This is a genomic window from Ideonella oryzae (assembly GCF_024055665.1).
GTDB lineage: Bacteria > Pseudomonadota > Gammaproteobacteria > Burkholderiales > Burkholderiaceae_C > Ideonella > Ideonella oryzae.
Map to the genome: position 1 here is coordinate 241,731 of NZ_JAMXMC010000009.1, position 12,505 is coordinate 254,235.

Here is a 12,505-nt window from a genome sequence, read left to right on the forward strand (position 1 = left end):
GGGGCTCGGCGGCCTCCTGCCTGGGTCAGCGCATCGGCAGCAGCAAGCGCAGCAGCCCAGCCGCGCTGACCAGCTTGGCCGGGTTGGAGGTTTCGTCGAGCACGCCGGCCATGCGCCGACGCAGGCCGGCGCTGTGGCGGGCGCGCCAGATCACCAGATCGGCCAGCCAGGGGTGGGCATTGATCCGGTTGGCCTTCTCGTACAGGTCAAAGCGCGGCTTGAGCGCGGACAGCGCCGCCTCGTAGCGCTGACGCACAACGGCCTCGTCGCCCCCTGTCACCAGGGCCTCCGCAGCCAGGATGCCGGTCTCCAGCGCCTTGCCGATGCCCTCGCCAGTGAAGGAGTAGGTGCTGCCCGCGGCCTCACCGGCCACCAGCACACCGGGCGCGCTCCAGTGCGCGCCTTCCAGCGTACAGCGCAGCGGCGCGCCCTTGAGCTCGCCCACCCACTCGCCGCCCTGCACCAGCTCGCGCGCAGACGGGTGGTGGCGGCAGAAGGCGTCGAACACCGCACGCAGGTTCACGTCCTGCTTGGCACTGCGCCCGTCCACCAGGGTGCTGTGGCTGTGGGCAATGCCCACACCGATGTTGAAGACCCCGTCCGGCCCGGGAAAGATCCAGCCATAACCCGGCCGCAGGCTGCGGTGCCAGACCACCTCCATGGCCTGCAGACGTGCCGCCATGGCCGGGTGTCGGATATAGCCCCGCAGCGCCACACCGCTGGGCACACGCCGCCGGCACAGACCGGCGGCCAGCAAAGCCTGGGGCACGGCCCCCGTGGCCAGCACCACCCAGCGGGCCGCCGCCTCGTGCACCGCATCGCCCTGGCGCAGCGTGGCGCCCTGGGTGCGTCCCTGGGTGTCCGCCAGCAGGCCTTCAAAGCGCCAGGGGGCCTGGAAATCCGCGCCGGCCGCCATGGCGGCCTCCAGCAGGATCTGGTCGAGCTCGCGCCGCGGCAGCACCGCCAGCCGCCCCGGCACCTCCACCCGGCCGCCGCGCGGGCCGATGCAGGCCACCCGCTCCACCGGATGGGCCCGGGCGGCCACGGCCTCGGCCACGCCCAGACGGACCAGCGCCGCATGGGCATCCGGGATCAGGCCATCGCCACACACCTTCTCGCGCGGAAAGGACTGCTGGTCCACCAGGCACACCCGCTGGCCGGCACGCGCCAGCACCTGGGCACAGGCCGAGCCGGCAGGACCGGCGCCGACCACCAGCACATCACAACTCGCAGGCAGGGTCATGGCGCCATTGTAGGGAGGCCCCCACCGCCGGGACGACCCGCCGCCAGCTTGACGGGCATCAAGATGAATACCCTTGGGAGCACGCACCATGAGGACAGAAGGAGACTGACATGAGCACCGCACTGACCACCGCCCAACGGGCAGAACTGGCCGCCTTGCTGATTGCCCGCATGGCCACGCTGGAGGAGGAAATCGCCGCCCAGGAGGGCGAGGGCGGCCGTGTGGCCGCCGCAGCCGAGTTGCTGGACGAAAGCCGTGAAGGCGGCGTTCAGCGCGAAGCCGACCGCGCGGTGGCCCTGCAGCGCACCAGCCAGGCCCATGGCGAACTGGAGCGCGTGCGCGATGCACTGCAGCGGTTGGAAAACCCGGGCTTCGGCCTGTGCAGCGCCTGTGGTGAAGCCATCGGCATGCCGCGCCTGCAGGCCAAGCCCTGGACCCGCCATTGCGTCGCCTGCGAGCGCGAGATGGAACAGGGCCAATCCACCCCGCCCCGCCTGTGAATCAGGCCCCGAACGAGTCGACCGAACCGACTGTTTCAATCAACGAGGAGAGAACCCCATGAGTACTTACCACGCCGTCGTCTGGATGGACCAGAAGGAAGCCCACGTGATGCACTTCGACACGGAGTCGATGCAGGCCGAGCGCGTCAAGTCGCGCAGCCACCACCAGCGCCCGGCCGGCCAGTTGCAGAAGGACAGCCACCACGCCGGCATGACCGAAAAGGAAGCCGCCGAATACTTCGGTGCCATCGCGCAAGCCCTGGAAGGCTCGCACGAGGTGCTGGTGCTCGGCCCGGCCCGCATGCACGAAGAGTTCAAGGAGTGGCTGGCCAAACACCTGCCGGCCGTGGCCAAGACCGTCGTCGGCAGCGAGAAGGCCGACCACCCGACCGATGGCCAGGTGGTGGCCCTGGCCCGCCGCTACTTCCACAAGTTCGACAACATGGCAGGCAAGGCCGGCGGGCGCTGAGCCCTGCCGGCACCGGTCGGCCGCCCCGGGAGGGGCCGGGGCCGACCGGTTGACGCCATCAACCCTTCTTGCCGCCCAGCAGGGCGTGCAACAGGATGGCGCCGAAGGTGGCGGTGCCGATGCCGCCCAGCGCAAAGCCCCCGAAGTGCAGCGTGTAGTCACCGGTGCCCAGCACCAGCGTCACCGCCGCCACCATCAGGTTGCGGTTGTCGGTGAAGTCGACCTTGTTGTCGACCCAGATCTTGGCGCCCGAGACGGCGATCAGGCCGAACACCACGATGGACACGCCGCCCATCACCGCCAGCGGGATGGTCTGGATCAGCGCGCCGAACTTGGGCGAGAAGCCCAGCACGATGGCCAGCAGGGCCGCGAACACGAAGTTGGCGGTCGAGTAGATCTTGGTCGCCGCCATCACGCCGATGTTCTCGGCATAGGTCGTCACGCCGGTGCCACCCACCGCGCCGGACACCATGGTGGCCACACCGTCGCCGATGAAGGCGCGGCCCATGGAGCCATCCAGGTTGCGGCCGGTCATCGCGCTGACCGCCTTGATATGGCCCAGGTTCTCGGCCACCAGGATCAGCGCCACCGGCGCGATCAGCAGTGCCGCCGAGCCGGTGAACACCGGGCTGGCGAAATGCGGAAGGCCGATCCAGGCGGCGTTCGCCACGCCGCTGAAGTCCAGCGGCTTGCCCAGACCCAGGCCGTTGGTCAGCACGGCATAGACCACGCTGGCCAGGATCAGGCCGGCCAGAATCAGCAGACGCTGCAGCAGGCCCGAGGTGCGCACGGCCACCAGGCCCACGCACAGCACGGTGATGCCCTGCATCCACTTGTCGAACTCGGTGGGCGCCATGTTCTTGATCGGCACGCCCGCCAGGTTCAGGCCGATGACCGCCACCACCGCGCCGGTGACCACCGGTGGCATCAGGCGCTCGACCCAGGCCGTGCCCACGCCCATCACCACCGCGCCGATCAGCGCGTAGACCGCCCCGCAGACGATGATGCCGCCCAGCGCCACGCCGATGTTGGCATTGGCCCCGCCGCCGGCAAAGCCGGTGGCGGCGATCACCACGCCGATGAAGGCGAAGGACGAGCCCAGGTAGCTGGGCACCTTGCCGCCGACGATCAGGAAGAAGATCAGGGTGCCGATGCCCGACATCAGGATCGCCACATTGGGATCGAAGCCCATCAGGATCGGGGCCAGCACCGTGGCGCCGAACATGGCGATCACGTGCTGCATGCCCATCACCGCGGTCTGCGGCCAGGACAGGCGTTCATCGGGGGCGACGACGCGGCCGGGTTCGGCCGGCACCTCGCGCCATTGGGGAATCAGGGACATGCGATCTCCTCGCTGTTGTTCGGGGGTCGGGTGAGAAAAGAGTGCGCGGCCACGCCGCGGACCACCGACCAGTGTAGGAGAGGCCGCCCCCTCGCGGCCAGCAGGCTCAGTCCTGGCCGGGCTCGTCGACCAGACGGCGCGGGGTGCCGCCCTGGCGCAGCCAGTAGCCCAGCTCGCCATCGCCCAGGCCCAGGTCCCGCAGCTCGCGGGCCTGCGTGGGCAGCCCGGGCCTGGCGACCGGCAGCCAGCGGCGCAGGGCATGGAGGAAAGTGCGAAGAAGCGTGGACATGGCGGGCTCCCGTGAGGAAGGCGCCATGCTCCGCCGGCGTTTAACATCTGGAAAGTTGAATGTTCTGACGAATTCATTCAGGAAACCTGATGAGAAACCTCAGCCTGGACCAGCTGCAGACCCTGGTGGCCATTGCCGACCTGGGCACCCTGGCCGCGGCCGCCCAGGCCCTGCACCTGGCCCCGCCCACGGTGAGCCTGCACATCCACGAGCTGGAGACCCGCCTGGGCATGGCCCTGCTGCTGCGCGACCGCAAAGGTGCGCGGCCCACGCCCGCGGGGCTGGCCCTGGTGGAAGACGCCCGGCGCCTGCTGCGCGAGCTGGACGAGGCGGTGGCCCGGGCCCGCCGGGTGGCCGAAGGCCGGGCCGGCAAGGTGCGCCTGGGCACCTCCAGCGGCGTGGTGGTGCACCAGCTGCCCGCGGTGCTGGCCCGGCTGGCCCAGCACAGACCGGAGGTGGAGGTGGAGCTGAGCATCCTGGGCTCGCAGCAGACGCTGGAGCGGCTGCTGGCCGGGCAGCTGGAGCTGGGCATCGTCGCCCTGCCGCTGCCGCCCCAGGGCGAGCTGGTGGTCCAGCCCTGGCGCGAGGACGCGATGATGGCCTGGCTGCCCGCCGGTTGGACGGTGCCGGAGACAGTGACGCCCGCCTGGCTGGCCGAGCGGCCGCTGGTGGCCAACGACGGCAGCACCCAGATGCACCGGCTGACCGCGGCCTGGTTCGCCCAGGCCGGCCACCACCCGCGCGCGCGCATCGAGCTGAACTACACCGAGGCGATGAAGAGCCTGGTGGCCGCCGGCTACGGCGCGGCCGTGCTGCCGCTCGAGCGCGGCGAAAACACGCCGCTGCCGGATGGCGTGGTGGTGCGGCCGCTGGCGCCGCCACTGGTGCGGCGCCTGGGTCTGGCGCACCGGCCGCCGGCCCTGCTGGACGCCCCCACCCGGGCGGTGCTGCAGCTGCTCACCCCCGACTGAGCGGGGGCTCGGGCCAGGGCTGCGCTCAGGCCGCGGGCGCCGTCTCGGCCGCCTGCCAGCCCTTGGGCACCGCGCCGATCAGGCGGCGGGTGTAGTCCTGCTTCGGGTGGTGCAGGATGTCCTCGGCGCTGGCCTGCTCGACCACCTCGCCGTCCTTCATCACCAGCACCTCGTCGGAGATGAAGCGCACCACCGCCAGGTCGTGGCTGATGAAGATGTAGGACAGGCCCAGCTCGTCCTGCAGGTCCTTGAGCAGGTTGAGCACCTGGGCCTGCACCGACACGTCCAGCGCGCTGACGGACTCGTCGAGCACCAGCACCTCGGGGTTGAGCGTCAGGCAGCGGGCAATGGCCACCCGCTGGCGCTGGCCGCCCGAGAACTCGTGCGGGTACTTGCCGAAGGCGCTGGCATCCAGCCCCACCTTGACCAGCAGTTCGCGGGCGCGCTGCTCGCGCTCGGCCGCGTCCACCCCGATGCCGTGGATGGTCATCGGCTCGATCAGGGCCTGGCCCACGGTGAAACGCGGGTTCAGCGAGGCATAGGGGTTCTGGAAGACGATCTGGATGCGCCGACGCATCTGCTGCCATTCGGCCGGCTTGAGCTTGAGCAGGTCCTGGCCGTCGAAGATCACCTCGCCGCTCGTCGGCTCGTGCAGGCGCAGCAGGGTCAGGCCCATGGTCGTCTTTCCCGAGCCCGATTCGCCCACCACGCCCAGGGTGTGGCCGCGCTTCAACTTGAAGTTGACGTCACGCACCGCGCGGAACTCGCGCTGGCCGAACAGCCCGGTCTTGAAGTGGAAGCTCTTGGCCAGGGACTTGACCTCCAGCACCACCGGCGCGTCCGGATCCTTGGCCCGCACGCGCGAGGTGTCGGCGTCACGGCCGGCGATGTGGTCGTCGATCACCATCAACCGGGCCGGGTTGTGCTCCAGGCTGGGCCGGCAGGCAAGCAGGGCCTCGGTGTAGGCGTCCTTCGGGGCACTGAAGATCTGCGCCGAAGGGCCGGTTTCGCGGATGGTGCCGTGGCGCATCACCACCACCTGGTCGGCAATCTCACCCACCAGGCCCAGGTCGTGGCTGATGAACAGCACCGACAGGCCGTGCTTGGCCTTCAAGCTCGCCAGCAGCTCGATCACCTGGCGCTGGATGGTCACGTCCAGCGCGGTGGTGGGCTCGTCGGCGATCAGCAGCTTGGGCTCGCAGGCCAGGGCCATCGCGATCATCACCCGCTGCTGCTGCCCACCGGACAACTCGTGCGGATAGGCTTTCAGGCGCCGCTTGGGCTCGGGAATGCCCACCTCGGCCAACAGGGCCTCGGCCTTCTCCAGCGCCGCCTTGGCACCCATGCCCAGGTGCAGCTGCAGCGGCTCCATCAGCTGCTGGCCGATGGTGAACACCGGGTTGAGCGAGCTCATCGGGTCCTGGAAGACGCAGGCGATCTCGCGCCCGCGCAGGGCCCGCAGCCGCGCCGTGCTGGCCTGCAGCAGGTCCTGGCCCTGCCAGAGGATGCGGCCGCTGCGCCGGGCGTTGTCCGGCAGCAGGTTCAGGATGGACATGGCGGTCACGCTCTTGCCCGAGCCCGACTCGCCCACCAGGGCCACCGTGCTGTTGGCCGGCACGTCGAAGCTCACCGTCTGAGCCCCCCGCCCCACCGCCTCGGCCAGCTGTTCCTGGCCGTTGACCTGGCCCATGCGGAAGGCCACCTTGAGGTCCTGGATGGACAGCAGCATGTTCGTCTCGTTGTTCGCGCTCATCGCATCACTCCAGGCCGCGCAGCTTCGGGTCCAGCGCATCGCGCCAGGCATCGGCCATCAGCGAGAAGGCCGTCACGAACACCGCCATGAAGACGGTGGCGGTGGCCAGCTGCCACCAGTAGCCCAGGATCAGCTCGGCCTGGGCCTCGGCCAGCATGGTGCCCCAGCTGACCTGGTCCACCGGCACCCCCAGGCCCAGGTAGGACAGAATCACCTCGCTCTTGATGAAGCCCACCACCAGCAGCGACATGCGCACCAGGATCACGTGGCTGACGTTGGGCAGGATGTGGCGGAAGATGCGCGACATCGACGAGGCACCGATGGCCTCGGCCGCCCGCACGTACTCGCGCGCCCGGTGCTTCATGAACTCGGCGCGCACCTGGCGGTACAGGTCGGTCCAGCCGGTCAGGCCCAGGATCAGCACCACGGTGCCGATGCCCCGGCCCAGCACCGCCGCGAAGGCGAAGATCAGCAGGATGTAGGGAATGGCGGTGAAGACGTTGTAGAGCCACTCCAGGAAGTCGCCCACCTTGCCGCCGAAGAAGCCGGCGAAGGCGCCCAGCGCGGTGCCCACCAGCGTGGCCACCAACGCGGCCAGCACACCGACGAAGACCGAGACCTGCGTGCCCTTGATCGCCTTGTCCAGCACGTTGCGGCCCAGGCGGTCGGCGCCCAGCGGCAGGGTGTCGGCCTTGGGGGTCTCGACGGCGTGGTACTGCTTGGCGCGCTCGGCCCACTCGGCATAGCGCGGCGCCAGCGGGTCGATGTCCGCCAGGTCCACATTGGGGGCCAGGTCCTCGGCCTTGGGCTGGGATGGGTCCGCCGCACGGGCACCCATCACCGTGGGCGGGGCATTGGGCACGGCCACCTCGTTCTGCCAGCCGCCAGCCACCAACCCGGTGGCCGACAGCAGGATCAGCAGCAGGAAAGCCGCCACCACCACCAGCGACACCACGCCCACCCGGTCCTTGCGGAACCGCCGCCAGGCCGCCTGCCAGACGCCTTCGGAACGCAGAGGCGCACCTGCCGGCGCCGCGCCGGCCACTTGTTGGATCACTGCACTCATTTCAGCACCACCCGCGGGTCAACCAGCTTGTACAGCAGGTCCGTGCCCAGATTGATCAGCATCGTCAGCACCGCCAGGTAGACGGTGGCCGCCTGGATGACGGGGTAGTCGCTGCGGTTGACCGCCAGCAGCACCTCGCGGCCCAGGCCGGGGATGGAGAAGAAGACCTCGATCAGGAAGGAGCCGACGAAGATGCCCGGCAGCGCCAGGCCCACGTTGGTCAGGATGGGGATCATCGCGTTGCGCAGCACATGCTTGAACAGCACCGCGCCCTCGCCCAGGCCCTTGGCCCGCGCGGTGCGCACGTAGTCCTGCCCCAGCTCATCCAGGAAGAAGGTGCGGTAAAGCCGCGTTTGCGGGGCCAGGCCCACGGCCACCGCCAGCAGTAGCGGCAGCGGCACGTACTGCACCAGGTTGGTCCAGGTCGAGTCGCTCCAGCCTTGCACCGGGAACCAGCCGAGCTGGAAGCCAAACACGTACTGCCCGACGATCACATAGACCAGGAAGGAGATCGACAGCGCCACCGTGGTCACCACCATGATGGTGCGGTCGGTCAGCGAGCCCCGCACATAGGCCACGCCCAGGGCCACCGGAATGGCCAGCAGCGAGTCCAGGATCAGGATGGGCACCATCACCGTCAGCGTGGCCGGCAGGCGGCTGGCGAACAGGTGGGCCACCGGCTCGCTGGTCGCCCAGCTCTTGCCCCAGTCGAAGGTCGCGATCTGCTTGACGAAGATCCACAGCTGGAACCACCAGGGCTGATCCAGTCCCAGTTCCTGCCGGATCGCGGCGATCTGCGCCTGGGTGGCGTTCTGCCCCGCCAGGATGACGGCAGGGTCGCTGCCGAAGAACTTGAAGAGGACGAACACCAGCAGGACCACCCCGAGGAGGGTCGGCACCATCTGCCACAGGCGCCGTATCAGGTAGGCAAGCATAGAGAGACGACAGGGTTGAGGCGGGGCGGCTTGTGGCCACCGAGCCAGGCTGAAGAATGCGCGAGTGTAGGCGGGGCGCGATCTGGGGCCTCCCTAACGCAAACCCTGTGCCAGCGTCATCCCTCCTCTTGGGGCGGATAGACTCGAGCGCTTTGCAACTCGGAACAGCGGCACATGGGCTGGATTCGAACCCTGGTGCGGGCCACAAGCCTGGCCCTCTCGCTGATGCCCGCGGCCCAGTCCGCCGAAGCCCCCGCGTCCGTGCCCCCGGACGCGAAGGTGGTGCGTTTTGCCTTCCCGGCGGCCGAAACCGGCTTCGATCCGGCACGCATCTCCGACACCTATTCCAACCAGGTGGTCGCGCACATTCTCGAAGCGCCGCTGACCTACGACTACCTGGCCCGCCCGACGGAGCTGCGAACGCTCACGGCGGCCGCGCCGCCCGAGCACTCGGCCGACTTCACGGTGTGGACAGTGCGCATCCGCCCGGGCATCTACTTCGCCGACGATCCGGCCTTCAAGGGCCAGAAGCGCGAGCTGACCGCGGCCGACTACGCCTACGCGATCAAGCGCTACTACGACCCGCGTTGGAAGAGCCCTGTCTACAGCCAGTACCGCGAGTACCACGTGCTGGGCCTGGAGGAGTTGCGCCAGAAGGCCCTGGACAGCCGCCACCCCTTCAACTACGACACCCCGGTGGCCGGCCTGCAGACGCCCGACCGCTACACCCTGCGCGTCACGCTGGGGCGACCCAACCCGCTGTTCGATCTGGTCATGGCCAACACGAACAGCTTCGGTGCCATGGCGCACGAGGTGGTGGAGGCCTACGGCCAGGACGTGGACGCCCACCCGGTGGGCACCGGCCCCTTCCGCCTGGCCCAGTGGCGCCGCTCCTCGCTGATCGTGCTGGAGCGCAACCCGGGCTATCGCGACGACTTCTACGACGCCCACCCGGCCGCCGACGACGCCGCGGGGCAAGCCCTGCTGGCGCGCTTCAAGGGCCGCAAGCTGCCGATGATCGACCGGCTGGAATTCGCCATCATCGAGCAGCCCCAGCCCACCTGGCTGTCCTTCCTGGCCAAGGATTTCGACCTGGTGATGACCCCGCTGGACTACGCCCCCATCGCCGTGCCGGGGGGCCATCTGGCGCCCAACCTGACCAAACAGGGCATCCAGCTGGAGCGGGTGCTGCGTTCGGACCAGACTTACACCTACTTCAACATGAACGACCCGGTGGTGGGGGGCTACACCGCCGAGAAGATCGCGCTGCGACGGGCCATCTCGCTGGCCTACGACAACATGGCCGAGATCAACCGGGTGCGCCGTGGCCTGGGCATCCCGGCCAAAACCATGCTGGTGCCCAACACCTACGGCTACGACCCGAAGCAGAACTTCGGCTTCAGCGAGTACGACCCGGCCAAGGCCCGCGCCCTGCTGGACCTCTACGGCTACGTGGACAAGGACGGCGACGGCTGGCGCGACCAGCCGGACGGCAAGCCGCTGGTGATCCGTTTCACGACCGAGAGCGACGAGAGCAGCCGCCAGTTCAACGAGCTCTGGGGCAAGTACATGAAGGCCGTGGGTCTGCACGTGGAGTTCCTGCCCGGGCAATGGCCCGACAACTTCAAGCTGGCCCAGGCCGGGAACGTGCAAATGTGGATGCTGGGTCAGACCGCCACCTCCCCCGACGGCTCGGACTACCTGCACGAGGCCTTTGGCCCCGAGGCTGGCGCCAACAACCTGTCCTTCTTCAAGCTGCCGGCCTACGACGATCTGGTGCGCCGAATCGACCAGATGCCGCCCGGCCCCGAGCGCGACGCGCTGATCACCCAGGCCCAGAGCTTGCTGGCGGTGTACATGCCGATCAAGCCGCATGTGCACCGCGTCCGTCTGTACCTGTCCCAGCCCTGGCTGCTGGGTTACCGCACCCACCCCTTCGCCCTCGATTTCGGCCGCTTTGTGGACGTGGACCTCCAGAAGAAGTCCGCCGCCCTGCACTGACGGCCTGGTGCCACCCTGACACCGTTGCCTGAACTGACCGAGTCCATGTCCGAGCCTTCCCAGTCCCCGCGCACGTCCGACACCCTTCCCTCCCGCGAACGCCGGCAGTGGCTGCAGGCCGCCAGCCTGGGCGGCGCCGGTGCCCTGCTGGGCGGCACATCCACCGAGGCTGTCGCCGGGCCCGGCGACAGCGCCGGCCGCCCATCCAAGGTCCTGCGCTACGCCCTGCGGGTGGCCGAAACCGGCTTCGACCCGGCCAAGGTGAGCGACCTGTATTCGCACCTGATCATCGCCAACATCCTGGAAGGCCTGTACGAGTACGACCACCTGGCCAGGCCGGCCAAGATCAGGCCCTGCACGGCCGCCGCCATGCCGGAGATCTCGAACGACTACCGCGTCTTCGTGGTCCGGCTGCGCCCGGGCATCTACTTTTCTTCTGACCCGGCCTTCAAGGGCAAGAAGCGCGAACTGGTGGCCGAGGACTACATCTACGCCCTCAAGCGCCACGCCGACCCGGCCAACAAGAGCCCCATCTGGGGCGACTATGAGGAGCTGGACTTCATCGGCCTGAACGCCCTGCGCGAAGAGGCCTTGAAGTCGCGCAAGCCCTTCGACTACGACCGCGTGGTGCCGGGCGCGCGCGCCCTGGACCGCTACACCCTGCGCTTCGAGCTGAGCCAGAGCCGGCCCCGGCTGGTGGAGACCCTGGCCGTGGGAGATGCCTTGGGCGCCGTGGCCCGCGAGGTGGTGGAGTTCTATGGGCCCGAGGAGATCATGGGCCACCCGGTGGGCACCGGCCCCTTCCGGCTGGCCCGCTGGCGGCGCAGCTCGCTGATCGCCCTGGAGCGCAACCCCGACTACCGGGAACGCTATTACGACGCAGAGCCTGCGGCGGACGATGCCGAGGGCCAGGCCCTGCTGGCCCGCTTCAAGGGGCGACGCTTGCCCATGCTGGACGGGGTGGAGGTGTCGATCATCGAGGAGAACCAGCCGCGCTGGCTGTCCTTCCTGAATGGCGAGCACAACTTCCTGGAGCGCCTGCCGGAGGATTTCGCGAGCATCGTCATCCCGGGCGGACACCTGGCGCCCAACCTGTCCAAACAGGGCCTGCGCGCCTACCGCTCCCTGGTGTCGGACATTGTGCTGACCAGCTACAACATGGAAGACCCGGTGATCGGCGGCTACACGCCCGAGAAGATCGCCCTGCGCCGTGCCATCAATCTGGCACTGGACATCCCGCGCGAAATCGATCTGGTGCGCCGCGGGCAGGGCATCCCGGCCCAGAGCATGACGGTGCCCAACACCACGGGCTACGACCCTCACTTCCGCTCCGAGATGGGCCAGTACGACCCAGCCCGGGCGAAGGCCCTGCTGGACATCCACGGCTACACCGACCAGAACGGCGACGGCTGGCGCGAGCGGCCCGATGGCTCACCGCTCAAGCTGGTCAAGCGCACCCAGCCCGACGGTCAATCGCGCCAGCTCGACGAACTGTGGCAACGCAACATGAACGCGATCGGCATCCAGATCGAGTTCCTGAGCGCCAAGTGGCCGGAAAACCTGAAGGCCTGCAAGGCTGGCAACTACCAGCTCTGGGGCTTGGGCCTGTCGGCCACCGCGCCCGATGGTCAGGGGGCCCTGGCCTCCCTGTACAGCCCCTTGGTGGGCAGCGCTGACTATGCACGCTTCAAGAACGAAGCCTTCGACGAGATCTACCGCAGGATGCAGGTGATCCCGGACGGTGCCGAACGTGAAGCCCTGTTCCGCCAGGCCAAACGCATCGCCGTCACCTACGCACCCTACAAGTTCCACCTGCACCGCTACGTGACCGACGTCACCCGCCCGGAGGTGCTGGGCTACCGTCGCGGGGTGTTCTGGCAGAACTGGTGGCAGTACATCGACATCGACACCTCGCTGACCCGCAAGGCCTGACCCC

11 protein-coding genes are annotated in these 12,505 nt (G+C 69.0%); 5 read left to right on the top strand and 6 right to left on the bottom strand.

Translation table 11 applies throughout. From position 1 onward, the window contains the following. Positions 1-25 precede the first annotated feature (25 nt). The gene (locus tag M0L44_RS16725; protein ID WP_252770938.1) at positions 26-1,243 is read right to left on the bottom strand and encodes an NAD(P)/FAD-dependent oxidoreductase; all 1,218 of its coding nucleotides are present in this window, start codon (positions 1,241-1,243) and stop codon (positions 26-28) included. Between the two features lie 110 nt (positions 1,244-1,353). Here M0L44_RS16725 and M0L44_RS16730 point away from each other — a divergent pair, with 110 nt between their 5' ends. Beyond that, positions 1,354-1,743 (top strand): TraR/DksA family transcriptional regulator, encoded by a 390-nt coding sequence (locus tag M0L44_RS16730; RefSeq protein WP_252770939.1) that lies wholly within the window; start codon positions 1,354-1,356, stop codon positions 1,741-1,743. 58 nt (positions 1,744-1,801) lie between these two features. Continuing rightward, positions 1,802-2,212: a hypothetical protein gene (locus tag M0L44_RS16735; RefSeq protein ID WP_252770940.1), complete on the top strand. Its 411-nt coding sequence runs from the start codon at positions 1,802-1,804 to the stop codon at positions 2,210-2,212. A gap of 58 nt (positions 2,213-2,270) precedes the next feature. Here the strand turns inward: M0L44_RS16735 and M0L44_RS16740 are convergent, their stop codons facing one another. Continuing rightward, complete coding sequence (locus M0L44_RS16740) at positions 2,271-3,554, bottom strand: solute carrier family 23 protein (RefSeq protein ID WP_252770941.1); 1,284 nt, start codon at positions 3,552-3,554, stop codon at positions 2,271-2,273. Between the two features lie 106 nt (positions 3,555-3,660). After that, positions 3,661-3,843: a hypothetical protein gene (locus M0L44_RS16745; protein WP_252770942.1), complete on the bottom strand. Its 183-nt coding sequence runs from the start codon at positions 3,841-3,843 to the stop codon at positions 3,661-3,663. 89 nt (positions 3,844-3,932) lie between these two features. Here M0L44_RS16745 and M0L44_RS16750 point away from each other — a divergent pair, with 89 nt between their 5' ends. Next, positions 3,933-4,814, top strand: coding sequence for a LysR family transcriptional regulator (locus M0L44_RS16750; RefSeq protein ID WP_252770943.1), 882 nt, complete (start codon positions 3,933-3,935; stop codon positions 4,812-4,814). Between the two features lie 25 nt (positions 4,815-4,839). On the opposite strand, the gene M0L44_RS16755 is transcribed toward M0L44_RS16750, so the two are convergent. From M0L44_RS16755 to M0L44_RS16765, 3 genes are read right to left on the bottom strand one after another with little or no spacing between them, the layout of a single operon-like run. Continuing rightward, on the bottom strand, positions 4,840-6,567 hold the full coding sequence (locus M0L44_RS16755; protein WP_252770944.1) for an ABC transporter ATP-binding protein: 1,728 nt from the start codon (positions 6,565-6,567) through the stop codon (positions 4,840-4,842). A 4-nt stretch (positions 6,568-6,571) separates the two neighbouring features. Beyond that, on the bottom strand, positions 6,572-7,633 hold the full coding sequence (locus tag M0L44_RS16760) for an ABC transporter permease (RefSeq protein ID WP_252770945.1): 1,062 nt from the start codon (positions 7,631-7,633) through the stop codon (positions 6,572-6,574). Then, positions 7,630-8,568: an ABC transporter permease gene (locus M0L44_RS16765; RefSeq protein WP_252770946.1), complete on the bottom strand. Its 939-nt coding sequence runs from the start codon at positions 8,566-8,568 to the stop codon at positions 7,630-7,632. The genes M0L44_RS16760 and M0L44_RS16765 overlap by 4 nt, the downstream gene beginning before the upstream one ends. Before the next feature lie 174 nt (positions 8,569-8,742). On the opposite strand from M0L44_RS16765, the gene M0L44_RS16770 reads away from it, so the two are divergent. Together M0L44_RS16770 and M0L44_RS16775 are read left to right on the top strand one after the other, a co-directional pair. Next, entirely contained in the window at positions 8,743-10,569 is a 1,827-nt protein-coding gene (locus tag M0L44_RS16770; protein ID WP_252770947.1) for an ABC transporter substrate-binding protein, read from the top strand. A 45-nt stretch (positions 10,570-10,614) separates the two neighbouring features. Next, positions 10,615-12,501 (top strand): ABC transporter substrate-binding protein, encoded by a 1,887-nt coding sequence (locus tag M0L44_RS16775; protein WP_252770948.1) that lies wholly within the window; start codon positions 10,615-10,617, stop codon positions 12,499-12,501. Positions 12,502-12,505: the final 4 nt, after the last annotated feature.